Here is a 23,907-nt window from a genome sequence, read left to right as displayed (position 1 = left end):
CCCGCCAGGGGTGTCGCCGCCCTCGGTCTCACAGCGGTGGACGTCCTCCCACGTCGGGAGGAGCCCGTGATCCTCCACCGCCCGGGCCGACCCGCTGTAGTAGCGTCGCCGGACTGTGGGAGACCAGACGGGCGGGACCGGTGATCGTGCCGACCTCGAACGGGGGTGGCGGCCCCGGGCCGTGTCCTCGCGGTGGCGCTCCTCGTGGTCGGCCTCGGTCGTGACGGTGCTGTACACCGTCTCCGGGGTCCTGTCCGTGCTGATGGGCCTGTCCCCGGCGCTGGTCGACCGGGCCCTGCGGCTCCCGGAGGTCCTGACCAGCTGGTTGTTCCTCCTCGGCTGGCCCAGCCTCGGCTACGGGACCCTGCTGCTGCTCCTGGCCCGCTCCCTGCACCGGCGCAAGCGCGCCGCGTGGCGGGTCCTGGCCGTGCTCGTCACGGCGAACGCCGTCGTCGGGCTGGGGGTCGCGCTGCGGGCCGAGGACGGCTCGCCCTGGGGCGCGGTCGTCCAGCTCCTCCTGCTCGCGGTGGTGCTGCACGCGCGGCCGCAGTTCACGGTGCGCGGGGACCCCGCCGACGTCCGGGCCGCCGCCGCGGTGCTGGCGGTGCTGCTCGTCGGGTGCCTGGTCCTGGGCAGCACGCTGGTGGTCGTCCTGGACGCCGGGGACGCCCCGGTCTGGCACGACGTCGTCTTCACCGTGGGCACCGCCCTGCTGTCCGTGGACCTGCCGCTGCCCGTGCCGCTGGACGTCGACGTGCCCTCGTGGGTCGTCGTCGTGCTGAACGCCTCCGGCACGCTCGCCCTGGTCGTCGCCGCCTACGTGCTGTTCCGTCCCCGCCGGGGGGTCGCGGTGCTGGCGCCGGAGGACGAGGACCGGCTGCGCGACCTGCTGTCGCGCTACGGGGCCCGCGACTCGCTGGGGTACTTCGCGCTCCGGCGGGACAAGACGGTGACGTTCTCGGCGACCGGCAGCGCGGCCGTCGTCCACCGCGTCGTCGGCGGGGTGGCCCTGGCCAGCGGCGACCCGATCGGGGCGGTGGCCGCCTGGCCGGGGGCGATCGAGGCGTGGCGGCAGCAGGTCCGCGAGCACGGCTGGACCCCCGCCGTGCTCGGGGCGTCCGAGGAGGGCGCCACGGCCTACGGCCGCTACGGCCTGGACGCCCTGGAGATGGGCGACGAGGCCGTGCTCGACGTGGCCACCTTCAGCCTGGAGGGGCGGGCGGTGCGCGGCCTGCGGCAGACGAAGGGCAAGGTCGCCCGGGCGGGGTACACCGTCCGGGTGCGCCGGCAGGCGGAGCTGGACGCGACCGAGACGGCCCGGCTGGCGGCGCTGGTCGACCAGTGGCGCGCCGGTGAGGTGGAGCGCGGGTTCTCGATGGCCCTGGGGCGGGTGGGCGACCCCGGCGACGGGGACCTCCTCGTCGCCGAGTGCCTCACCCCGCAGGGGCAGACCTGCGCGGTGCTGACCTTCGTGCCCTGGGGCGGGGACGGCCTGTCGCTGGACCTCATGCGCCGCGACCGGTCGGTCGAGGTCAACGGCCTCACCGAGTTCACCGTCCTGGAGGTCCTCGCCCGGGGCGCCGACCTCGGCGTGCGCCGGGTCTCGCTGAACTTCGCCGTCTTCCGGTCGGTGTTCGACCGGGGGTCGCGCCTGGGGTCGGGCCCGGTGCTGCGCCTGTGGTACCGGCTCCTGGTCTTCGGGTCGCGGTGGTGGCAGCTGGAGTCGCTGTACCGCTCGAACGTGAAGTACCGCCCCGAGTGGTTCCCCCGGTTCCTGTGCTTCGCCGCCGTGGGTGACCTGGCCCGCATCGGCGTCGCCGCCGCGCGGGCCGAGGGCTTCGTCACCTGGAGGCGTTGACCTCCGGCCGGGTCACGTCCTCGTCTTCCACCTCGCCCTCGACCTGGTGCCCGCCGTCCGGGCGGCCGCCGACGGCCCCCGCGGACGTCACCGCCGGGCGGCTGCTGCAGGTGCACCTCGGCCCGGACCTCGACGACGACACCCTGCGGGCACCGTGGCGTGGCTGGCCGAGGTCGTGCGCGAGGACCCGGTGCTCGCCGACGTCCTGGTGCGGCACCGCCACCGGATCGACGGGCAGGTCGAGGCGGTGCTCGTCGGGGTCGGTGTCCCCGCCGCCCACCGGGAACTCCTCGCCGCGGTCCTGGACGGGGTGCTGCTGCGCGCCGTGGCCGGACGGCGGGAGGGGATCGCCGACCGGATCCGCGCGGTCACGGTGCAGGAGCTGCGCGTGCTGGCCCGACGTCGGCGGCGCGCGCCACCACCAGCCGGTGCGGGCCGTCGTGCGAGGGGTGGCCACCGCGCCGAAACGCATGGTTAGCTGAGCCTTGCCTTGCTGCTAGCGTGGCGCCGTTCGCCATCCCGGTCCCCGTTCCGAGAGGTTCCCCATGACCGTCCTGCGCCCCACCCGTCGCCGCTCCGCGGTCGTCGCGCTGTCCGCCTTGCTGGTGCTGACCGCCTGCGGCGGTGGCAGCGCCGACACCGCCGGCCCGGCGTCCGGCTCGGCGTCCGGCTCGGCGTCCGGCCCGGCGCAGACCACCACGGTCTCCACGAACCTCGGCGACCGCGAGGTCCCCGCCGACCCGGTCCGGGTCGCGGCCCTGGACAACACGTCCTTCCAGACCCTCCTGGACCTCGGGATCACACCGGTCGCCGTGCCCAAGGGGCTGCTGCCCCGGAGCGGTTTCGAGGCCTGGGCGGACGACGCGGACATCGCCGACGCCGGGAACCACCGCGAGCCGGTGCTGGAGGCCATCAGCGAGGCCGAGCCCGACCTCATCATCGGCGGGTACCGGTTCCAGGACTACCAGGGCGACCTGGAGAAGATCGCGACCACCATCGACATCGCCCCCGCCGACGACTCCGAGGGCGGCTACGTCGAGGGGCTGAAGGCGCAGACGACCACGCTGGGGGAGATCTTCGGCAAGCAGGACGAGGCGGCCCGGCTCGTCGCCGAGTTCGAGCGGGCCGAGCAGGAGGCCGCGGCGCAGACCAGTGGGGAATCGGTGTTCCTGGCGGTGGCCAGCGGTGGCCGGATCGACAACGGCGCCTCGCGCATCGGGCGCATCATCGAACCGCTGCAGCTCACCAACGTGCTCGCCGCCGAGGGCGACTCCATCCACCACGACTCCGGGCTGGCCCCGGAGACCATCGCCCAGCTCAACCCCGACTGGATGATCGTCATGGACCGCGACGCCGGCACCGGGGAGTCCGACGCCACCCCGGCCCGTCAGCTCATCGCGGCGCAGGAGGCGTGGGAGAACACCACGTTCGTGACCCGGGACCACGTCGTGCACCTGCCGCCCACGTTCTACGTCACCGAGGGCATCCAGGCCTACACCGAGGTCTACGACCAGATCGCGTCGGCCTTCCGGGCGGCGTGACCCCCACGCGCCCCGCGACCACCGACCGGCCGGGCACCACCGCCCGTCCCGGCCGGCGGTCCGGGCTGGCCGTCGCGACCGCGCTGACCCTTGCGCTGGTCCTCGTGTCCCTGGGGGTCGGGGGGTACGACATCACCCTCGACGGTCTGCTGCACGACCCCGCCGCCCGGGAGATGTTCCTCATCTCCCGGGTCCCGCGGACCCTCGCCCTGGTCCTGGCCGCCACGGCGATGGGGTTGTCCGGGGTGGTCCTGCAGATGATCGTCCAGAACCGCTTCGTGGAACCCACGACGATCGGGTCCGCGCAGTGGGCGGCCCTGGGGATCCTGCTGGTCACCTGGCTGTGGCCCGGTGCGGACCCGCTGTCCCGGATGGCGATCGCCAGCACCTTCGCCTTCGTCGGCACGCTGGTCTTCCTGGGGGTGCTGCGGCGGGTCTCGCTGCGCAGTTCCGTCGTCGTCCCGATCGTCGGCATGATGCTGGGCTCGGTGGTCAGCGCCGGAACCCTCTTCCTGGCCAGCGAACTGCAGCTCCAGCAGGCCCTGGCCTCCTGGCGCAGCGGGGGTTTCAGCTCCGTCGTGCGCGGTCAGTACGAACCGCTGTGGGCGGTGGCGGGCATCGTGGTGGTGGTCTACGTCGTCGCGGACCGCTTCACCATCGCCGGGCTCGGCCGGGAGGTCTCGACCAACCTCGGCCTGAACCACACCCGGGTGGTGTTCCTCGGCTCGGCCCTGGTGGCCCTGGCCACCGGGGTGACCGCCGTCGTCGTGGGGTTCCTGCCCTTCCTGGGGCTGATCGTCCCCAACGTCGTCTCCATGCTGCGCGGGGACGACCTGCGGCGGAACCTGCCGTGGGTGGCGCTGGCCAGCACCGCGCTGATCGTGGTGTGCGACCTGGTGGGCCGCACCGTGGTGTTCCCGCTGGAGATCCCCGCCTCGGTCGTCCTGGGCGCGGTGGGCGCCACCACGTTCGTCGTCCTGGTCCTGAACCGCCGGAGGTGGCTGCGTGCCTGAGGACGTGCCCACCGCGACCGCGCTCCCGCCCCCCACGGCCGACCGCCCGCTGCGCGGGCCCGGTGGCCGCAGCGGGCTGCGGCTGACCGTGCTGGCCCTGGTCACCGCGGGCGCCGCCGCGGCCTACTGCCTGCTGTTCGTCCGCGGCGCGTTCGACTTCGCCGTGGAACGCCGGCTGGCCGTGGCCGGGGCGATCGTCGTCGCCGGGTTCTGCCAGGGCGTGGGCACGGTCATGTTCCAGACGGTCACCCGCAACCGGATCCTGACCCCGTCCATCATGGGGTTCGAGTCCGTCCACACGCTGTTCCAGACCGCGCTCGTCGTGGTCTTCGGCGGCAGCGTCCTGGCCGCGACCGACGGGGTCGCCAAGACGCTCGTCCAGACGGTGCTCGTCGTGGGTTTCGTCACGGTGCTGTTCCGGTGGCTGTTCTCCGGGCGCGACACCGACCTGCGGGTGCTGCTGCTGGTCGGCCTCGTCCTCGGGCTGGCCTTCGACTCCCTGTCGGTCTTCGGCCAGCGCGTGCTGTCCCCGGCCGAGTACGACGTGCTGTCCGTGCGCCTGTTCGGGCGCCTCTCGCACGTGGACCCCGCGCAGTTCCCGCTGGCCGTCCTGGTCTGCGCGGTGGTGGGGGCCGTGGTCTGGCGCCGCCGGCACCGGCTGGACGTCCTGCACCTGGGCCGGGACGTGGCGACGAACCTCGGTGTCGACTACCGGCGCGAGCTGACGGTCATGCTGGTCTGCGTCAGCACGCTCGTGGCGTTCTCCACGGCGCTGGTGGGGCCGATGACGTTCTTCGGGTTCGTCGTCGCCCTGCTGGCCCGCCAGTTCGCCGGGACCCACCGGCACGCCGTCGTCCTGCCCGCGGCCGTGCTTCTCGGCGTGCTCGTCCTGTTCGTCGGGCAGTTCGTCATGGAGCACGTCTTCTACGCCGCGGGCCAGCTCACCGTCGTCGTCGAACTGCTCGGCGGCGTCGTCTTCCTGTTCGTGCTGCTCAAGAGGGGCACCCTGTGATCCGTTTCACCGACGTGACCAAGAGCTACGACACCCGTCGTGGCGGCCGGCCGGTGCTGGGCCCGGTGACGGGGGAGTTCCGGCGCGGGGGCATCACCAGCGTCATCGGGCCCAACGGCGCCGGCAAGTCCACCCTGCTCACGGTGGTGGGCCGCCTGATGGACCCGGACACCGGCACGGTGCACGTCGACGACGTCGACGTGCACCGGGCACGCTCGGCCGACGTCGCCAAGGTGGTGGCGGTGCTGCGCCAGGAGAACCACTTCACGGCCCGGGTGACCGTGCGGGAACTGGTCTCCTTCGGCCGGTTCCCCCACTCCGGGGGGCACCTCACCACCCGGGACGTCACCGCGGTGGAGGAGGCCCTGGGGTTCCTGGACCTGACGGCGCTGGGCGACCGGTTCATCGACCAGTTGTCCGGCGGGCAGCGCCAGCGCGCGTTCGTCGCCATGGTGCTGGCCCAGGACACCGACTTCGTCCTGCTGGACGAGCCCCTCAACAACCTCGACGTGGCCCACTCGGTGCGGATGATGCGGCTGCTGCGCCGGGCCGCCGACGACCTGGGCCGCTCGGTCGTCCTGGTCGTGCACGACATCAACTTCGCCGCGGCCTGGTCCGACCGCATCGTCGCGGTCAAGGACGGGCGCGTCGTGGCCGACGGCACCCCGGAGGAGATCGTGCGCCCGGAGGTGATGCGGGACGTCTTCGACACCGCGTTCACCGTGCACCGGGTCGACGGCCGTCCGGTGGCGGTCTACTACCGGCCCGCCGACGACGCCGACGAACCCGGCGACACCCACGACCCCGACGACACCACCGCGGCCACGGGGCCGGGCGTGGCGGTGGGCGGCCCGTCCTGACCCGGGAGGGTCAGCGCGAGCGCAGGTCCGCGAGGCGGTGCAGCAACCCGGCCACGTCCACCGGCCCCTGCACGCGGAACCCGGCGGCGCTCTGGCCGTCACCGACCTTGACCGTCACGTCCCCGGCGCCGGGGTCCAGGGCGGTGAAGGCGTCCTCGTCGGTGACGTCGTCCCCGGCGAACAGGACCGCCTCCACCGGCGGGCCGTCCGCCGACAGCCGCTCGCGCAGCCGCAGCAACCCCGCCCCCTTGCCGAGCTCGACGGCCCCCAGCTCCACGACCTCCTTGCCGCGCAGCGCGTGCACGCCCTCCCACGTCGCGGGCCCGGCCAGCACGGCCCGCGTCACGCGCTCGGCGTCCGGGCGCGCGGCGCGACGGGTGTGCAGGACCGCGGACATGGGCTTGCGCTCCACGTGCGCCCCGGCCACGTCCGCGGTGAGCCGGTCGAGCTCGGCGCCGAGCCGGTCGAGCAGGTCGGACTCGGCCTCGTCGAGGCTCTGCCCACCCGCCGCGCCCTCCAGCGAGCTCTGCGTGCCGTGACCACCGACGAGGACGACGGCGGCCGGGGGAGCGGCGCAGGCGCGCAGGTCGTCCAGGTCGCGCCCGGAGACGAGGGCCACGTCCGTCGTGGCGACGAGCCGCTCCAGGGCCGTGACGGCCTCCGGCAGCGGCCGCGCCGCCGACGGCTCGTCGACGATCGGGGCGAGCACGCCGTCGAAGTCCAGGGCCACGAGCACCCGCCCGCGGGCGGCGAAGCGTTCCAGGGCCGCCGCCACGTCCGCGCCGGTGCCCTCCTGCGGGTTCACGCGGGCTCCCCCTCCCCGGCCGCCTGGGCCACCGAGGCCGAGGCCGCCGTCGTGTGGTGCTCGGCCAGGGCCTGCAGGAAGGAGGCCGCCCACCGCTGCACGTCGTGGTCGCCCACGCGCCGGCGCAGCGCCCGCATCCGGCGCCCGGCCTCCCGCGGCGACATCCGCAGCGCCCGCACGATCGTGTCCTTGAGGCCGTCGATGTCGTGCGGGTTGACCATGAGGGCCTGCCCGAGCTCGTCGGCCGCGCCGGTGAACTCCGACAGGACCAGCACCCCGCGCTCGTCGTGGCGGGAGGCGACGTACTCCTTGGCGACGAGGTTCATGCCGTCGCGCAGGGCGGTGACGAGCATGACGTCCGCGGCCAGGAACAGCGCGGCCATCTCCTCCTTGCCGTAGGAGTGGTGCAGGTAGTGCACGGCCGTGTTGCCGATGGTCCCGTGCGTGCCGTTGATGCGCCCGACGGTGACCTCGACGTCCTGGCGGAGCTGGATGTACTGCTCGACGCGCTCGCGCGAGGGCGTGGCGACCTGGATGAGGGCGGCCTCCTCGACGCTGACCTTCCCGTCGTCCAGCAGCTCCTCGAAGGCCTTGAGGCGGTGCAGGATGCCCTTGGTGTAGTCGAGCCGGTCCACCCCGAGCAGCACGTGCTCGGGGTTGCCCAGGTCGCGGCGGATCTCGGCCGCGCGGGCCTTGATGTCCTCGCGCTGGGCCAGCTCGTCGAGGGTGGCGAAGTCGATGGAGATGGGGAAGGAGGCTGCCCGCACCTCCCGGCCGCCCTCGGCGTCCAGGCGGATCCGGCCCGAGCGCCCCGGCAGGTTGGAGGCCCGGCGGCACGCGCGGGTGAAGTTGCCCGCGTCCGCCGCGCGCTGGAACCCGACGAGGTCGGCCCCCAGCAGGCCGTCGATGATCGCCTTGCGCCACGGCAGCTGCGCGAAGATCTCGAACGGCGGGAACGGGATGTGGTTGAAGAAGCCGATCGACAGGTCCGGCCGGCGCCGGCGCAGCATCCGCGGCACGAGCTGGAGCTGGTAGTCCTGCACCCAGACCGTGGCGCCCTCGGAGGCCTGCTCGGCCGCGGCCGCGGCGAACCGCTCGTTGACGCGGACGTAGGCCTCCCACCAGCTGCGGTGGTAGCCCGGCGCGACGATGACGTCGTGGTACAGCGGCCACAGCGTCCCGTTGGAGAACCCCTCGTAGTAGTCCTCGACCTCCTCGGCCGACAGCCCGATGGGCACGCACCGCACACCCTCGGCGTCGAAGGGCTCGGGCGGGTCCCCGGCCGAGCCGGCCCAGCCGACCCACGCGCCGTCCTCGCGCTGCATCACCGGTTCCAGGGCCGTGACCAGGCCCCCGGGGCTGCGCCGCCAGCCCATCGATCCGTCGGGTTCCTCCACCCGGTCCACGGGGAGCCGGTTGGCCACCACCACCAGGTCGTAGTCGCCGGCCATCGAGACGTCCTCCTCGGTCGAACGATCGCGACCTCGCTCCGATCGCTCCGGCGACCCTATCGACTGCCCGCCCACCCCACCCGTCGTGATCGCCGGTTCCCGGGACCGGCACCGGAACCGGCCCGGTCCGCCGGACGGCCGGGTGGGAGCCTGTGAAGGGGCCGTGCGCGCCGGGGCGGCCGGGCACGGCTGCCGTACCGTGGGGGCGTGGTGACCCCCTACCCGCACTCCTCGGGCGACGCGCGCACGCGTGCCGTGACCACGGGCGAGCACGGGGGTGGTCGGGGTGGCGCGGGGTCCGGTGGCGCCGACGACCTGCACGTCCAGCGCACGCCCGCCCAGAGCTGGCCGCCGTACGTCCACGCCCCCTCCCCGGGAGACCGGCTGGGCCCGTACCGCCTCGACCGCGAGATCGGCCAGGGCGGCATGGGCATCGTCTACCTCGGGCTGGACGAGGAGCACCGCGCCGCCGCGCTGAAGGTCCTCAAACCGCACATCGCCGCCGACCCCCAGGCCCGGCAGCGGCTGGCCCGCGAGGTCGCCACCCTCGAGCGCGTCCGCTCCCCGCGCGTGGCGGAGGTCCTCGCCGCCGACGTCGACGGCCCGTGGCCGCACCTGGTCACCCGCTACGTCCCCGGCCCCTCCCTGGAGCACGTCGTCCAGACGCGCGGGCCGTTGCGCGGCAGCCGGTTGCGCGACCTCGGTCACGGGCTGGCGCAGGCCCTGGAGGCCATCCACGCCGCCGGGGTGGTCCACCGCGACCTCAAGCCCAGCAACGTCCTGCTCCTGGACGGGCTGCCCGTGGTCATCGACTTCGGCATCGCCCACGTCGCCGACGACGTCCGGCTGACCTCGACCGGGCTCGTCATGGGCACCCCCGGGTACCTCTCGCCCGAGGTCGTCGCCGGCGGGCTCGTGTCCCCGGCCACCGACTGGTGGGGCTGGGCCGCGACCGTCGCCTACGCCGCCAGCGGCCGGCCGCCGTTCGGCACCGGTCCGATGGAGGTCGTCCTGGACCGCGTCCGGCGCGCCGACGTCGACCTGTCCGAGGTGCCCGCCGACCTGCGCGGGCCCGTCCTGGCGGCCCTGGCGGTCAACCCCGCCCACCGGCCCCACCCCGAGGCCCTGCTGCGGGCCCTGGACGGCGCCACCACCGGCCCGCAGGTCCGCACCGACCAGGGGGCGTCCACGACGGCGGTCCCGGCCGAGGAGCCGGGGCGCTCGCGCTTCGCCTCGCTCATCGCCGAGGAGGCGCACCCGCCGGGACGGCCGGCGACGGACCCGGGGTCCGCGGCCGAGGGGGCGACCAGCGTCCTGCCCCCGGTGCGGCCGGCGCCGCCGACGGCACCCTTCCCCCAGGCCGGTCCGCAGGACCGCCGCCCGCCCGTCCAGCAGGCCCCGCCGGGGTGGATCCCGCAGGCCCCCGGTCCCGGGCCGGGCTGGGCGCCGCCGGTCCCGGCCGGGTACGGGCCCCCGCAGGCCGGCCCCGTGCCCGGCGGGCAGCCCGCCGCCCAGGCACCGCGCCTGGCCGGCAACGGCGAACCCGCCCGACCGCAGCGGTCGTGGACGATCCTGGCCGCGTTGACGGCCCTCGTCGGCGTGTTCGCCGTCGCCCCGGCCGCCGCCGTCGTCCTGGCCGTCGTGGGCGGCACCCTGGCCCGGACCGTCGACCGGGCCGCGGCCGGGTTGTTCCGCCGCCGCTGGGAGGCCGGACCGCGCTCCACCGACGCCCTCGCCGTGGGGGCCGCGACACCGTGGCACGCGCTGCGCGCCGCGGTCTCGACGGTCTTCGCCTCGATCATCCCGCTGCTGGTCGGCGTCAGCGTCGTGTTCATCCTCGGGACGTTCACCCAGGGCGCCCTCGGCGGGTACCAGGGCCCGTGGACGCTGGCCGCCAGCGGTCTGGTGGGCACGCTCGTGGCCTGGCACGGGCCGGGGGGACGGTCGCTGCAGCGCGGGACCCGCACCACGATCCGCGCCGCGCTGCGCGGTGAGCGCGAGACGGGCGTCGCCATCGGCGTCCTGCTGCTCATCGCCTTCGCCGCGCTGCTCGTGGTGCTCGGCGGCGGCACGCCGGACTGGCGGCCGCTGTCGTCCTCCCCGCTGGACTGGTTGACCTGACCCCGGCGCCGGGGGCGGGCGCGCCGGTGGCGCTCAGCCCAGGGCCGGGGTGCTGGCCCGCAGCAGGACCTCCCCCTCGACGTGCTCGACCCGCTGCGGGCCGCCCGCGGCGGAGTGCACGAGGTCGACCAGCCGCCCGCCCACCTCGGTCAGCGGCAGGCGGACCGTCGTCAGCGCCGGGGCGACGTCGCGCAGCGTGGGGATGTCGTCGAACCCGGCCACGGCCAGGTCGCGGGGGACCTCCAGACCCGCGTCCCGCGCCGCCGCGATGGCCCCCACGGCCATGACGTCGTTCGCCGCCAGCAGCACCGGCGGGGGACCGGTGCGCCGGCGGCGCCGGGGACGGCCGGCCAGCAGCCCGGCCACGGCCTCGTACGCGCCGTCGCGGGTGAAGGGGCCGCTGACGCGGCACGCCGGGTCGATCCCCCGGGCGCCGAGCCCGGCGAGGAAGCCCGCCGTCCGGTCCCGCGCGGTCAGCAGGTCCGCCGGCCCCTCCAGCAGCCAGAACTCCCGGTAGCCCAGGTCCACCACGGCCTCGCTCAGCCGGCGCGCCCCACCGGCGTTGTCGACCAGGACGCTGTCGACGCCCAGCACGTCCTGGGTGGCCGCGGCCACCGCCCCACCCCCGCTGCGGAACGCCTCCAGCTCGGCGCGCAGGGCCTCGGTGCGCTCGGCGTCGGCCCAGCGCGACCCGGCCAGCAGGACCGCCCGCACCCGCTGGCGGCGCAGCGTCGCGACGTGGGCCACCTCCCGGTCGGCGTCCCCGCGGGTGACCGACAGCGTGACGATGGCCCCGGCCGCCTCCGCGGCGTCCATCACGCCCGCGGCCAGGGAGGAGAAGTAGGGGTCGGCGATGTCGTGCACCACCAGCCCCACGACGTCCGAGCGTCCCCGCGCCATCGCCTGCGCCTGGGCGTTGGCGCTGTAGTCCAGCCGCGCCGCCGCGTCGTGCACCCGCTCGCGCAGCGCCTCGCCGACCACCCGGGTGCTGCCGTTGAGCACGCGGGAGGCGGTGGCCAGGGACACCCCCGCCTCGCGGGCGACGTCGTCGAGGGTCACCGGTCCGTCCGGGCGGGACCGCCGGGCACGTCGTCGGGGTTCAGCGCTGGCCACCGGGACATCGTGCCCTGTCCGCACGCGCCCCTAGAGCACGTCGGCGTACTCCTGCGCGTGCCGGCGCACGTGAAGCCGGACGAAGGAGCAGGCCGGCACGACGCGCCACCCCCGCGCCCGCGCCTCGTGCAACGCGGTGTCGACGACCTTCGTCGCCAGGCCCTCGTGCTCGTGGGCCGGGTCGACCTCGGTGTGCACCAGCGCGATCCCGTCCCCGTGCGGGACGTAGTCCGCGAGCGCGACCACCCGGCCCGCGAGGCGGCCCTCGAAGCGGTGGGCGGTCTCGTCGTGGGTGACGACCAGGTCCTCGGCGGGGGCTCCCATGGCCCGTGCAACGTCCGCCACCGCCCCGCCCTTCCCGATCCCCCGGCGGCCGGGCGGGGGCGGGGGCGGGCAGGTGCACCGCGCGGCGGGGGCGGGGGCCGCGAGCGTCACGAGCCGGCGGCCCTGGGGATCCGGCCGGAGCACGCGCAGCGCTCACCGCTCCACCTCGCTGGGGCTGCCCGCGGTCGGCCCCGGCGAGCGTGCGCAGCTGGAACTGCTCGAGGCGCTCGCCGGGTTGCACGGCGCGCTCGTCCGCCGGGCGCACGAGCGCGCCGCCACCCCGGAGCAGGCCCGCGAGGCGAACGTCGAGCTGCGCCGCACGGTGCCCCGGCCGGTTCAGCGTCGGCGTGGGCGTGCCCTCCGCGCACGTGCGGGGGTTCCGCTGCCGGGAGACCACCGAGCGCTCGCAGTCCCGCTGCCCGGACCCGACGTGGTGCCGGGTGCCCCCGGCCGACCTGGCGCGCCGGTGGGCGGCCCACCCCCGCCCGTCGGCGCGGGCAGGCTCCCCGTGTCACGCTGGTCCGGCGTGTGAGCTGTTGCGGAGCAACGGACCTGGCCGTCTGGCACCCGACGCGTTCCCCGGACACCGAACGCCGTGAGCTGGCCGAGGTGCCCGGGGCCGAGCTCACCGCCGGGGACGCGCTGCGCGGGCCCTCGTGCCGCTGCTGACGATCGTCCTGCTGGCCGCGAGCGCTGGGGTGGCGGCGAGCTCCGTCGTCGTCGTGGCCCTCGCCCACGGCACCGGGCGCCTGGTGGGCCGGTCCGTCTGAGCCGGGTCCGTCTCGACCGTCACCCGGACGCAGCCGCTCCTCAGCGGCGTCCACGCTGCGCTCCTGCCGGCTGCCCACGTGGCAGGCACGCGGGTCCCCCCACCCGGGGACGGCACCCGCCCCGGGGCCGGGGTTCCGTCCCGACGTGGGGGACCGGCTGCGCCGCAGCCGGTTCGTCGCCTCGACGGGCGCGGGGCTCGCGCCCGGTGGTGTCGTGACCGCGGCGTCGCCCGGTGCGGCGGTGCCGGCGTCGGCCTGAGTCCGGGGTCCCGGGCGGGTGGGACACCCACGGCCCACCCCGCGCGGTGGCGCCCGTGGGTGTCCCGCGCGGTCAGGACGTCTTCGGCAGCCCGGGCGGGTTCACCTGCGACTGCTGCACCGCCTCGTTCGCCAGGTTCCACCGCTGCAGCGTCCCGGCGTACTGCCCGCCGTCGATGAGGTGGTTCAGGGCGGCGGCGAGGGCCTGGACGAGGCCGTCGTCCTTCTTCGTCATCGCGGCGATGTCGGCCTGGATCGTGCCCCCACCGGGCACCGTGCCGACGATCTTCGTGTCGCCGGCGACGAGGGCGTGGTAGGCCGCGGTGGGGTTCGGGCCGAAGTTCGCCTGGATGCGCCCGGACTTCAGCGCGAGGTAGGTGTCGGAGGCCTGCTGGTAGTACTGGATGGTGGCGGGCTCGCGACCGGCGGCCTCGTTCTGCTGGTTCCAGTCCAGCAGGACCTTCTCCTGGTTGGTGCCCGACCCGACCGACACCGTGAGACCGGCGACGTCCGGGGGACCGGCGATCTCCGTGATGTCGGAGTCCTCCGCGACCTCCCAGGCCAGCGTGTCCACGCGGTAGGAGGCGAAGTCGTACTTCTCCTTGCGCTCCTCGGTGACGGTGACGTTCGAGAACCCCACGTCGAACTGGCCGGAGTCGACCGACAGGAAGAGGTTCTCCCAGCTCGTCGCCCGCACGTCCGGCTCGAGGTCGAGGACGCCGGCGACGAGCAGGGCGATGTCGGGTTCGATGCCGATGACGGTCTTGTCGTCGTCGGCCTTGAAGCTCAGCGGCGGGGCCCCGTTGCCGGTGGTGCCGATGACGAGGGTCCCGCGGTCGCGGATCGCCGGGGGCACCAGGGCCGCGATCTCCGGCACCGCCTGGACGGTGAGCCGGCCCGTCTGGGCGGGGCTCGTGTCGACCCCTCCGGCCGCGCTCGACGTCGCGGGCGCGGCGGCGGGGTCGGCGTCGCCGGTGGCGCACGCCGACACGGCCAGCGGGGCGGCCGCCAGCGACAGGAGCCAGGTTCGACGGCTGATCACGGTGTTCTCCTCGGGGTCTGGCCGCCCGGTGGGCAGGCCGGCAGGGCGGTCCGGCGGGCGCCGGACCGGTGGGACGGTGGGACGGGTGGGGCGGGTCAGAGCACCTTGGCCAGGAAGGCCCGGGTGCGTTCGTGCCGCGGGTGGTCGAACACCTCGGTGGGGCTGCCCTCCTCGAGGACGACGCCCTCGTGCATGAAGAGCACGCGGTCGGCCACCTCGCGGGCGAAACCGATCTCGTGGGTGACGACGACCATGGTCGTGCCCGCCGCGGCCAGGTCGCGGATGACGTCCAGCACCTCCCCGACGAGTTCGGGGTCCAGGGCCGAGGTGGGTTCGTCGAAGAGGACCAGCGACGGGTTCAGGGCCAGCGCGCGGGCGATGGCGACGCGCTGCTGCTGACCGCCGGACAACCGGCGGGGGTACTCCCCGGCCTTGTCCAGCAGGCCGACCCGTTCCAGCAGGGCCCGCGCCTCCACCTCCACCTCGGACCGGCGGCGCCTCTGCGCCGACACCGGGGCCTCGACGACGTTCTCGAGGACGGTGAGGTGCGGGAACAGGTTGAAGTGCTGGAACACGAACCCGATGCGCGAGCGCTGGCGCAGGACCTCGCGCTCGTGCAGTTCACGCAAGTGCCTGCCCGCACGGCGGTAGCCGATGAGCTCGCCGTTCACCTCCACGACCCCCGCGTCGACCTTCTCCAGGTGGTTGATGGTCCGCAGGAGCGTCGACTTCCCGGACCCGGACGCCCCGAGCACCACGGTGACCGTGCCGGCGGCGACGGAGAGGTCGATCCCGCGCAGCACCTCCAGCGCACCGAACCGCTTGTGGACGCCTTCGAGGTTCACGACGGGCGGGGCGGTGGGGGTGGGGGTGGGGCTCATCGCGGGACTCCCTGGCGGCGCGCGCGGGCGGCGCGCGCGGAACGGAGGAGCTGCAGGAACGGCAGCGGGGTGTCGGCGCGGGAACTGCCGCGGCCGTAGTAGCGCTCGACGAGCCACTGCAGCACCGACAGGACGGTGGTGAGGACGACGTACCAGACGGCGGCGACCAGCAGCAGCGGGATCACCCGGCCGGTCCGGTTGTAGACGACCTGGACCTGGTAGAAGAGTTCCGGCAGCGCCATGACGTAGACGACCGACGTCCCCTTGAGCAGGCCGATGACCTCGTTCCCCGTCGTGGGGACGATGATGCGCAGGGCCTGCGGCAGCTGGATGCGCCAGAACTGGCGGACCCGGGGGATGCCCAGGGCCGCGGCCGCCTCCCGCTGGCCGGGGTCGACGGCGAGGAACCCCGAGCGGACGATCTCGGCGAAGTACGCCGCCTGGTGCAGTCCGAGCCCGAGGAACGCGGCCGTCAGGGGGCCGACGAGGTCTTGAGTCGGGAACGTCCAGAACTGCGGGCCGAACGGGATGCCGAACCCGATGACCGTGTAGAGGATCGCCAGGTTGTACCAGAACAGCAGCTGCAGGATCAGCGGGACCGAGCGGAAGACGCTGATGTAGGTGAAGCTGACGGCCTTGAGCAGGGGGTTGTGCGACATCCGCATGAGGGCGAGCACGGTGCCGAGGACCAGGCCGATCGCCGTGCCGACGAGCGTGAGCCGGACCGTCAGCCACATCGACTCCAGGATCGTGGCCGAGAACAGGAACTGCCCGACCGTCGGCCACTCCCACGCCGGGTTGGTGACGAGGGCGTTGACGGCCATCGCGGCGAGCACCGCGACGACGGCCGTGGCCACCCAGCGCCACGGGTGCCGCGCCGGCAGCACCGTGAGCGGCTGGGCGGGCGCGGACCGCTCGGCCGGTGCCGTGGTCGCCGCGGCCGGGACGGCGCGGGCGGTGTCGCTCATCGACGTTCTCCCTGCGGGTCGGACAGCAGATCGGACAGCGGTGCGGACGGCGCGGCGGCGGCTCGCAGCAGTTCGGCCGCCAGGCGGTCCGCGTGGCGGAACAGTTCCGCGTCGGTGCCGGGCCGGGCGAACGCGGCGGCCGACGCCTCCCCGCAGACCCAGGCGCCGGTGGCGAACCGGCGCGGGTGGGGCGCCCCGTCCGTCCCCACCAGCCGGGCCGACCGGTCCACGACCAGGCGACCGTTGGACCACCGCGACCCGTCGTCGGTGACGTCGTGGGCGCGGACCTCGCCCCGGTCGCGCAACCGGCCCAGCAGGACGTCGGACGTCCGTTCCACGTCCGGGACCGGCAACCGGGCTTCCACCAGCGCCTGGGCCCGGACCTCGTGCGGACCGCTGGTCGAACCGGCCGTGAAGGCGGCCGCCCCCGGGGTGGGGTCGGCCTCGACGTGGACGCCGGCGCCGAGGAACCGCACGAGCCCGGCGCGGGCCAGGGCGGCCAGCTGCCGGAGCCGGTGCGGCGGGGGGCCGCTGGCGACGTAGCTGAAGAACCCGTGCCACCAGCCGTCGAGGTCGACCGCCGCCGACCGGGCGTTCAGCCGGCCGGCCGCGTGCAGCGCGGCGGTGACGGCGTACGCGGACAGCACGGCCGCGAGCACCGCGGCGTCGGGGGAGAACCTCGGGTCGCCGCGCCGCGCGCGGTCGTCCTCGAGGTGCTCCAGGACGCGGGCGTGGACCTCCTCGCCCGAGGTCCCCCACCAGCCGTCGAGCGGGCGGTCGAGCTCGGCCGGGTCGAACCGGTCCGCGGGGTCCGGTACGGCGCGCCCGACGAGGGCGTCGAGTTCGGCCGAACCCCAGGCCGCCCGGGTGAACGCCTCGTCGAACTCCGCGGCCGGCAGGGTCGTCCGGTCCGGGTGGGACCGGAACAGCTCGCGGTAGTGCGCGCCCGCCATCTCCCGCGCGATGAGCGGCCAGAGGTCGGCGCGCAGGTCCAGCGGGGCGTCGCCGTGCTGGGCCGCCACGGCCTGCGCGGAGTAGAAGCGGGGGAGCCCCAGGTCGGTCGGGACCGGGTACTCGATCTTGGAGCGGTAGGGGACCCCGCGTCGGGACCCCACGTGCAACCGGGGTTCGCGGCCGCTGGGCCGGTAGTCCAGCGAACCGTCCGGGCGTTCGGTGAACCGGCCACCGCGACCCTCGGTGAGGCGCACCACGAGGTCGACGAAGGCCAGGCCCATGCCCACGACGACGACGTCCGCGCCGGGGCGCAGGACGTCGAGGTCCTGCTCGCTGGTGTACCCGGGGCGGACGTGGGCCAGCCCGTGGTCCCGGGCGAAACCGGCGGCGCGCCGCTCCCGGGGGCCGGGGCGTACGCCCAGGTGCCCCTGGGCCAGGAGCACGACGTCGACCGCGAGGGTTCCCGCCGTGCCGTCCAGGTGGAGCATCTGACCCCCGTCGGCGGGGTCGTCCGCGAGGTCCAGGACGGTCCGCAGGTGCCGGTGCACCCGGACCCCCGCCGGGAGGGCGGCCACCGTGCGGTCCCAGGCGTCGGCGAAGTAGCGGCTGGCCAGGCGCCGGGAGGTGAAGGACGCCGGGCCGTGACCCAGCACCTCCTGGCGCAGCAGGTCGTCCCCGGCCGCGGTGGCCTCGCGCACCAGGTCGGCGCGGTGCTGCGCGACCCACTCCTCGAGCGAGGGTCCGCGCAGGACCGGGGCGGTGAGCCCGGTGACCGACGGGTCGGGCAGGACGGTGACGTCGGCGGCGCGGGAGTTCATCCACAGCAACGGGTCCTGCGCCGCGCGCCAGACCCGGCCGGCGCCGGAGTCGAAGGGGTCGACGACGTGGACCTCGAGCGGGCGCCCGCCGGCGTGGGCCGCGAGGCGCTGCAGCAGGACGAGGGTGCGCGGGCCGGCGCCGACGACGCCGACACGGGTGGGACGAGACACGAGGGCTCCCGGGGAGGTGCCGCGAGGGCACGGGGTGACGTCCGCGGGTACGGCCGCGACGGACGGGGGGTCAGCGCCCGGGACAGACCGCCGAACTCAGGCGACCGAGGTCCACGTGCCGGCGGCGGACGAGCGGGGACCGGGGTGCGGTGCGTTCACTCACGGGTCGACTCCCATCGGTCCTGGCGGAAGCACCCGCGCCTGATCGCTCAGGGGGTTGCTGCGGCGTCGACGAGCCAGGCCTCTCGGCCGCTCTGGATGGACGGTGCGAAAATACCCCACGCAGGCTCCGGGCGGCAAACCCCGCCCGGGTACCCGACCGCAGGACCGGAGGCACCGATGACCACCGAGACGCGCACCGCACCGGCGGCCCCCACGCGGGCGGGCTGGTCGCTCGAGGTCGGCGGGGAACCCCGGGTGCACGTCCTGCACGACAACCCCGACTGGTTCGCGCCGTTCGCGGCCGCGTTCGCGGCCGCGGGGGTGCCGTTCCAGGAGGTGCTGCTCACCGACGGGTCGATCGACCTCGACGCCGAACCCGCCGCCGGCGTCTACTGGTCGCGCCTGAGCGCCTCCTCGCACACCCGCGGTCACGACCACGCCAAGGAGTTCACGCGGTCCGTCGTGGCCTGGCTGGAGGGCTGGGGGCGCCGCGTGGTCGGGGGATCGCACGTCGTCGAGCTCGAGGTGAGCAAGGTCCGCCAGCACGCGCTGCTGCGCCGCCACGGGATCGACGTCCCGCGCACGCTGGCCGTGTTCGGCCGGGACGACCTGGCCGTCCGGGCGCGACAGCTGCCGGCGCCGTTCATCACCAAGCACAACCAGGGCGGCAAGGGACTGGGTGTGCGGAGGTTCGACTCCCACGAGGAGTTCGAGACCTACGCGGCCTCCCCGGAGTTCGAGGAACCGGCGGACGGCGTGACGCTGCTGCAGGAGTTCCTGCGGACCGCCGGGCCGTTCGTCACGCGCGCGGAGTTCGTCGGTGGGCGGTTCGTGTACGCGGTCCGGGTGGACACCTCGACGGGCAGCTTCGAACTGTGCCCCGCCGACGCCTGCGAGGTGCCGGGGACGGTGGTCGAGCCGTTCGCCCTGCGCCCGGAGGTGACCGCCGACACCCCGGTCGTGCGCCGCTGCGCCGAGATGCTGCGGTCGGCCGGTCTGGAGATCGCGGGGGTCGAGTTCGCGGAGACGGTCGACGGTCGCGCTGTGGTCTACGACGTGAACACCAACACGAACTACAACCCCGCGGTGGAGGCGGTCGCCCCGGAGTCGGCCCCCGGGGCGATCGCCCGTCACCTCGGCGACCTGCTGCGCGCCGAGCGGTTCCACCGCCCGGCGACGGAGGTCAGCGCCGGGTGAGCGGGGCCCGCAGGCCCAGGTGCTCGCGCAGCGTCGTCCCCGCGTACTCGGTCGGGTAGGCCCCGCGGTCCTGCAGGGCGGGCACGAGCTGGTCGACGATCTCGTCCAGACCGCCCGGCACCAGGTAGGGCGTGATGTTGAACCCGTCGCTGGCGCCCGTGCGCACCCAGCGGGTGAGCTCGTCGGCCAGCTGCGAGGCGGTGCCGGCGAAACCGCGCTCGGAGGAGTTGTGGAGCACCAGTTCGCGCAGCGAGTACTTGTTCTCCTCCGCGATCGCCCGCCAGCGCTGCGCCAGCGCGCGGGCGTCGGCGCCGGCCCGGTGCGCGCCGCGGGTGCCGTCGATGTCGGTGATGACGGGGTCGTGCGCGGGCAGGGGCCCGTCGGGGTCGAGGTGCGAGAGGTCCTCGCCCCACACCTGCCCCACGAGGGACAGGGCGGTGGCCGGCGTGACCTGCTGCTCCAGGACCCAGCGCGCCTTCTCCTCGACCTCGGCCTCGTCGTCCGCCACGACGATCTGCGTCCCGGGCAGGACGAGCACGTCGCCTTCCGGGCGTCCGGCCGCGACGGTCCGCCGGCGGATGTCGTCGGCGAACTCCAGGGCGTCGGCGTGGTCCGTGCCGTGCCGGGAGAAGACGACGTCCGCCGTCCGCGCCGCGAAGTCGCGCCCCGCGGAGGAGTCACCGGCCTGGAACAGGACCGGGTGCTGCTGCGGGCTGCGCGGGACGGTCGGGGTGAACTCGACGTCGAAGACCCCGTCCTGGACGCGGACGGGCGTGAAACGCTCGCCGTCCCAGCTGTCCCACACCCGCTGCGCGGTCCGGACGAACCGTTCGGCGCGCTCGTAGCGGTCGGCGTGGTCGAGGTACCCGCCGCGCCGGAAGTTCGCCCCCGTCCAGGCGTTGTCGGTCGTGACCACGTTCCAGGCGGCGCGACCGCCGGAGAGGACGTCGAGCGAGGCGAGACGGCGCGCCAGGTCCGCGGGGTCGTTGTACGTCGTGTTCTGCGTCGCCACGAGACCGATGTGCGTCGTCAGACCGGCGAGGGTCGCGAGTTCGGTCAGGGCGTCGGGGCGGCCGACGACGTCGAGGTCGTGGATCTTCCCGCGCTGCTCCCGCAGGCGCAGGCCCTCGCCGAGGAAGAACGCGTCGAACAGCCCGCGCTCGGCCGTGCGGATCAACTGCGCGAACGTCGAGTGCGCCATCTGCGACCCGCTGCGGGGGTCGGACCAGATGGTGCTGTGGTTGACGCCCTGGAAGAAGACGCCGAAGTGGACGACGGCGTCGGGGAAGCGGAGGTCGTCGGTGGCCGGGGTGCTCATCGTGGTCTCCTCAGGCGTCCGCGAGCTGGGGGGCGAACCGGTTGGCGGGGCGTTCCAGCCCCAGCGTGCTGCGCAGGGTCGCCCCGGGCAGCGGGGCCCGCAGCAGCCGCGCGACGCGCAGCGCGGGCAGCGTCGTGCGGACCAGCGCGCGCAGGTCCTCGTCGAGGACGGCGGCGTGCAGCCGCACCCCGTCGACGGTGCCGGCCAGGTCGGTCAGGAAGCGGACGAACCCCTCGCCCGATCCCGTCCACCGCACCCGTCCCCGGTCCGGTGCGGGGGCGTGCGCCTCCAGCGCCGCCAGCCGTTCGGTGGCCGGGTGCGCCTCGGTGTCGAGCGTGAACTCGACGTCGAGGACGACGAGCGGGCCGCCGGGGGAGCGGCGCGCCCCGGTGTTCCCGCTGAGCACGACGTCCGCGGCGGTCCGGTCGGTCACGTCGGTCTCGTGGACCACGACGACCGCGTGGCCCTGGGGGGACCGGGGCACGGTCAGCGGACCCTTCACCGACCAGCGGCCGGTGTCGACGTCGACGTGGTGCAGCCGGTCCCGGTCGACGTAGCGGCCGGTGGCGACGTCGCGGACGACGGCGTCGTCCTCCCAGGAGTCCCAGAGGGCGCGGACGGTGCGCACCACGTCGGCGAGCTCGAGCGCGGGGTCCTGCGCGACGGGCAGGTCCACGCCGCGTGCGGCGGACGCCGGCGACGTCGTCGCGATCCACCCGGCCCGGCCGGCGCTGGAGTGGTCGAGCGAGGCGATCTGGGCGGCCACGTGGAAGGGCTCGGAGTAGGTCGTGGCCGCGACCGGCAGCAGCCCGACGGCCTCCGTCGTCCCCGCCAGGAACGCCGCGCGCTGGACCGCGTCGAGGCGCCCCGCCGGGCTGCGCGGGTCGGGCAGCGGCGTGTCCTCGAACGTCAGCGCCGTCAGGCCCTGGGCCTGTGCGGTGGCGGCGAACCCGCGCAGCCGCGCGGGCGAGAGCACGTCGTCGGGCGTGCTGCGGGAGCGGCGCCAGGCGGCGGGGTGCCAGCCGCCCCCGTCGACGTCGAGGAACAGGTGCAGGGGGGTGGTCACGGGGTCTCCCGGGGTGGTGTGCGGGGGGTGCGGCTCGGACGTCGGGGGAGGGGGTGGCGAGGGGCCTGCCGGGGGTGCCGGACGTGTGCGACAGTGAGGCACCCGAGAGCGGAGGTGTGAGGTGCTGCGACGACAGTGGGCGCGATGGTGCGCTGCCGCAACCAGTCTGGGCTCGATCGTGGTGCAGGGTCTCACGCTGGCCGGGCACGGCCAGTGGGGGTTCCCGTGGGCACCCGCGGACCTCGTCCGCGACGACGGTCACGACCTCGGACCCGGTCCCGGTGAGCTGAGCTGGGCCGAGTTCGAGTCCGAGCTGCACGCGCTGCTCGCGCAGGAGGCCCCCCGCACGGGGGACGGCCCGCGCCCGAGCAGCGGGCCGCTGGCCTGACCGCGACGCCCGCGGAACTCACCGGGACGCGGGTGCGTCGGCGGCGAGGTAGGCCGCCGGGGCCGGGCGGGGGTCCGACAGCGGCCCCCAGCACCCGTCGACGACGCCGTACCGCAGGGCCGGGCCGGTCGTGAGGAACTGCCGCAGCGCCCGCAGCAGCCGGTCCACGTCGGCGGACGACGTGCCGACGCCCGTCGAGACGCGCAGGCCCCCCTCGGCCAGGCCCAGGGCGTCCGCGAAGCGGTGCGCGCAGAAGCGGCCGTCCCGCACCCCGGTGCCGTGCTCGGCGGACAGGTAGGCCGCGACCTCGGACACGGACCGGCCGGGCACGGTGAGGGTCACGACCCCGACGGCGTCCTGCGGGTGCGGCCGGACGACCTGCACCCCGGGCAGCGCCTCCAGCCCGTCGACGAGGCGGGCTCGCAGCGCCGCCTCGTGCGCCTCCAGCGCGCCGGGCGGCAACGCCCCCAGCGTCAGGCAGGCCTGCGCCAGCGCCACCGCGCCGACGACGTTGGGGGAGCCCGCCTCGTGCCGGTCGGGACCCGTCGCCCACCGCACGCCGTCGTGGCGCACGTCCAGCGTGGCACCGCCACCGGCCAGGTACGGATCGGCCGCGTCCAGCCAGTCGCGGCGGCCGACGAGCGCGCCGCTGCCGAACGGGGCGTAGAGCTTGTGCCCGGACAGGGCCAGGTAGTCGATCCCGTCCCGGCCGACGTCCACCCGCCGGTGCGGCAGGAGCTGGGCGCCGTCCACCGCGATGCGTGCCCCGGCGTCGTGGGCGGCGCGGGCCAGCCGCCGCAGCGGCAGCACCTCGCCCGTGACGTTCGACGCCCCGGCGACGGCGAGCAGGCCGTAGCGGCCGGCGGCCAGCTCGGCCTCCAGCAGCGCGGTCGTCTCCTCCGCGTCGGCGCCGCCGCGCACGACCGTGGTCCGCGCCGACCGCTGCCAGGGCAGCAGGTTCGCGTGGTGCTCGACGTCGGCCACGAGCACGCGGGCCCCCGGGGGCACGGCCCGTGCGAGCAGGTCCAGGGCGTCGGTCGTGCTGCGCGTGAAGACGACCAGGTCCTCGGGCCGGGCCCCCGCGAACCGGCCGACCTCCCCGCGGGCCTGCTCGAACAGGGCCGTGCTGACGCGGGAGAGGTACCCGGCACCCCGGTGGACGCTCGCGTAGTGCGGCAGCACCTGCGCGACCCGGTCGGCGACGGCGCGCAGGGCGGGGGTGCTCGCCGCGTTGTCGAGGTTCACGTAGGTCGTCGTGCCGCCGGTGGCCAGGGGGACCACCGTGTCGGCGCCGACGACGGGCAGCAGCGCACCGACCGCGTGGCCGGACGGGACCGGGCAGGGGGGACGGGCGGGGGAGAGGGTGCTGGTGCTCACGCGGAACTCCTGGGGGAGGGGACCCCACCGGGGGCCGGGGCACCCCGGCGAGGTCCGCGCTTGCCGGCTCCACCACGGAACCGGCCAGGTCGTCACCCGGGGCACCCCACCGCGGAGGAGGGTTGCCGGCCAGCGAGCCGGGGCTTGTCGCTGGCGCTCATGACCTGGGAGGAGCCTGCCACGAGGTGGCGGCCGGATCAACATCGGCACGTCGGCGGCGCGGCTGAAACCCCCCGTGCGCCGCCCGGGTGACCGGCCCGGGACCACTTGTGGAGGGCAGCCGGAGCACCCTATGGTCGGGGAACACCATCCAGAGCGGCTGAGAGTCCTGGCTCGACGACGCCGCAGCAACCCCCCGAGCCCGGGCGAGGGTGCTAACGCCAGGCCGATGGAGCACGTGATGCGCAACACCGATGTCGAACCCTGCCCGCCTCCCGGC

21 protein-coding genes and 3 riboswitches are annotated in these 23,907 nt (G+C 75.4%); of the genes, 9 read left to right on the top strand and 12 right to left on the bottom strand.

The window, feature by feature from the left end; all coding sequences use genetic code 11:
- Positions 1-115: 115 nt before the first annotated feature.
- The 6 genes from AB2L27_RS11115 to AB2L27_RS11090 all read left to right on the top strand — a co-directional run bounded on the left by AB2L27_RS11115 (position 116) and on the right by AB2L27_RS11090 (position 6,284).
- Positions 116-1,858 (top strand): phosphatidylglycerol lysyltransferase domain-containing protein, encoded by a 1,743-nt coding sequence (locus AB2L27_RS11115; RefSeq protein ID WP_370441534.1) that lies wholly within the window; start codon positions 116-118, stop codon positions 1,856-1,858.
- A gap of 154 nt (positions 1,859-2,012) precedes the next feature.
- Positions 2,013-2,336, top strand: coding sequence for a hypothetical protein (locus tag AB2L27_RS11110; protein WP_370441533.1), 324 nt, complete (start codon positions 2,013-2,015; stop codon positions 2,334-2,336).
- Between the two features lie 67 nt (positions 2,337-2,403).
- Complete coding sequence (locus AB2L27_RS11105) at positions 2,404-3,399, top strand: siderophore ABC transporter substrate-binding protein (RefSeq protein ID WP_370441532.1); 996 nt, start codon at positions 2,404-2,406, stop codon at positions 3,397-3,399.
- Positions 3,396-4,412, top strand: coding sequence for an ABC transporter permease (locus tag AB2L27_RS11100; RefSeq protein WP_370441531.1), 1,017 nt, complete (start codon positions 3,396-3,398; stop codon positions 4,410-4,412). The genes AB2L27_RS11105 and AB2L27_RS11100 overlap by 4 nt, the downstream gene beginning before the upstream one ends.
- Positions 4,405-5,424, top strand: a complete 1,020-nt coding sequence (locus AB2L27_RS11095; RefSeq protein ID WP_370441530.1) for an iron chelate uptake ABC transporter family permease subunit — start codon at positions 4,405-4,407, stop codon at positions 5,422-5,424. The genes AB2L27_RS11100 and AB2L27_RS11095 overlap by 8 nt, the downstream gene beginning before the upstream one ends.
- Positions 5,421-6,284: an iron ABC transporter ATP-binding protein gene (locus AB2L27_RS11090; RefSeq protein ID WP_370441529.1), complete on the top strand. Its 864-nt coding sequence runs from the start codon at positions 5,421-5,423 to the stop codon at positions 6,282-6,284. The genes AB2L27_RS11095 and AB2L27_RS11090 overlap by 4 nt, the downstream gene beginning before the upstream one ends.
- 10 nt (positions 6,285-6,294) lie before the next feature.
- Here the strand turns inward: AB2L27_RS11090 and otsB are convergent, their stop codons facing one another.
- Entirely contained in the window at positions 6,295-7,089 is a 795-nt protein-coding gene (otsB, locus tag AB2L27_RS11085; protein ID WP_370441528.1) for a trehalose-phosphatase, read from the bottom strand.
- Complete coding sequence (locus AB2L27_RS11080; RefSeq protein ID WP_370441527.1) at positions 7,086-8,540, bottom strand: alpha,alpha-trehalose-phosphate synthase (UDP-forming); 1,455 nt, start codon at positions 8,538-8,540, stop codon at positions 7,086-7,088. Before AB2L27_RS11080 ends, otsB begins: the two co-directional genes overlap by 4 nt.
- A 207-nt stretch (positions 8,541-8,747) precedes the next feature.
- Here AB2L27_RS11080 and AB2L27_RS11075 point away from each other — a divergent pair, with 207 nt between their 5' ends.
- Entirely contained in the window at positions 8,748-10,661 is a 1,914-nt protein-coding gene (locus AB2L27_RS11075; RefSeq protein WP_370441526.1) for a serine/threonine-protein kinase, read from the top strand.
- Between the two features lie 33 nt (positions 10,662-10,694).
- On the opposite strand, the gene AB2L27_RS11070 is transcribed toward AB2L27_RS11075, so the two are convergent.
- The 7 genes from AB2L27_RS11070 to AB2L27_RS11040 all read right to left on the bottom strand — a co-directional run bounded on the left by AB2L27_RS11070 (position 10,695) and on the right by AB2L27_RS11040 (position 18,123).
- Positions 10,695-11,774: a LacI family DNA-binding transcriptional regulator gene (locus AB2L27_RS11070; RefSeq protein WP_370441525.1), complete on the bottom strand. Its 1,080-nt coding sequence runs from the start codon at positions 11,772-11,774 to the stop codon at positions 10,695-10,697.
- Positions 11,775-11,804: 30 nt separating this feature from the next.
- Positions 11,805-12,098 carry a GNAT family N-acetyltransferase gene (locus AB2L27_RS11065; protein WP_370441524.1) on the bottom strand — a complete coding sequence of 98 codons (294 nt, stop codon included), beginning with the start codon at positions 12,096-12,098 and terminating at the stop codon, positions 11,805-11,807.
- A gap of 1,101 nt (positions 12,099-13,199) precedes the next feature.
- The gene (locus AB2L27_RS11060) at positions 13,200-14,168 is read right to left on the bottom strand and encodes an ABC transporter substrate-binding protein (protein WP_370441523.1); all 969 of its coding nucleotides are present in this window, start codon (positions 14,166-14,168) and stop codon (positions 13,200-13,202) included.
- 95 nt (positions 14,169-14,263) lie between these two features.
- Positions 14,264-15,049, bottom strand: a complete 786-nt coding sequence (locus AB2L27_RS11055; protein WP_370441522.1) for an amino acid ABC transporter ATP-binding protein — start codon at positions 15,047-15,049, stop codon at positions 14,264-14,266.
- Positions 15,046-16,017 carry an amino acid ABC transporter permease gene (locus tag AB2L27_RS11050; RefSeq protein ID WP_370441521.1) on the bottom strand — a complete coding sequence of 324 codons (972 nt, stop codon included), beginning with the start codon at positions 16,015-16,017 and terminating at the stop codon, positions 15,046-15,048. Before AB2L27_RS11050 ends, AB2L27_RS11055 begins: the two co-directional genes overlap by 4 nt.
- The gene (locus tag AB2L27_RS11045; protein ID WP_370441520.1) at positions 16,014-17,960 is read right to left on the bottom strand and encodes an FAD/NAD(P)-binding protein; all 1,947 of its coding nucleotides are present in this window, start codon (positions 17,958-17,960) and stop codon (positions 16,014-16,016) included. The genes AB2L27_RS11050 and AB2L27_RS11045 overlap by 4 nt, the downstream gene beginning before the upstream one ends.
- Before the next feature lie 70 nt (positions 17,961-18,030).
- Positions 18,031-18,123 carry a putative leader peptide gene (locus tag AB2L27_RS11040; RefSeq protein ID WP_370441519.1) on the bottom strand — a complete coding sequence of 31 codons (93 nt, stop codon included), beginning with the start codon at positions 18,121-18,123 and terminating at the stop codon, positions 18,031-18,033.
- A 7-nt stretch (positions 18,124-18,130) separates the two neighbouring features.
- Positions 18,131-18,225, bottom strand: a riboswitch (SAM riboswitch).
- A gap of 74 nt (positions 18,226-18,299) precedes the next feature.
- Between AB2L27_RS11040 and AB2L27_RS11035 the strand changes: the two genes are divergently transcribed.
- Complete coding sequence (locus tag AB2L27_RS11035; RefSeq protein WP_370441518.1) at positions 18,300-19,319, top strand: ATP-grasp domain-containing protein; 1,020 nt, start codon at positions 18,300-18,302, stop codon at positions 19,317-19,319.
- Here the strand turns inward: AB2L27_RS11035 and AB2L27_RS11030 are convergent.
- A complete protein-coding gene (locus AB2L27_RS11030) occupies positions 19,306-20,637 on the bottom strand; it encodes an NtaA/DmoA family FMN-dependent monooxygenase (protein WP_370441517.1) in 1,332 nt (443 codons plus the stop codon). The genes AB2L27_RS11035 and AB2L27_RS11030 overlap by 14 nt on opposite strands.
- 10 nt (positions 20,638-20,647) lie before the next feature.
- Positions 20,648-21,703 (bottom strand): LLM class flavin-dependent oxidoreductase, encoded by a 1,056-nt coding sequence (locus tag AB2L27_RS11025; RefSeq protein ID WP_370441516.1) that lies wholly within the window; start codon positions 21,701-21,703, stop codon positions 20,648-20,650.
- 178 nt (positions 21,704-21,881) lie between these two features.
- On the opposite strand from AB2L27_RS11025, the gene AB2L27_RS11020 reads away from it, so the two are divergent.
- Entirely contained in the window at positions 21,882-22,091 is a 210-nt protein-coding gene (locus AB2L27_RS11020; RefSeq protein WP_370441515.1) for a hypothetical protein, read from the top strand.
- 18 nt (positions 22,092-22,109) lie between these two features.
- Here AB2L27_RS11020 and AB2L27_RS11015 read toward each other — a convergent pair whose 3' ends face one another.
- Complete coding sequence (locus AB2L27_RS11015) at positions 22,110-23,468, bottom strand: aminotransferase class V-fold PLP-dependent enzyme (RefSeq protein ID WP_370441514.1); 1,359 nt, start codon at positions 23,466-23,468, stop codon at positions 22,110-22,112.
- 51 nt (positions 23,469-23,519) lie between these two features.
- Positions 23,520-23,633, bottom strand: a riboswitch (SAM riboswitch).
- Between the two features lie 138 nt (positions 23,634-23,771).
- Positions 23,772-23,863, top strand: a riboswitch (SAM riboswitch).
- The last annotated feature ends 44 nt before the right edge of the window (positions 23,864-23,907 follow it).

This window comes from Kineococcus halophytocola, from assembly GCF_041276425.1.
Lineage (GTDB): Bacteria > Actinomycetota > Actinomycetes > Actinomycetales > Kineococcaceae > Kineococcus > Kineococcus halophytocola.
This window is presented reverse-complemented; position numbering and strand designations above follow the sequence as displayed.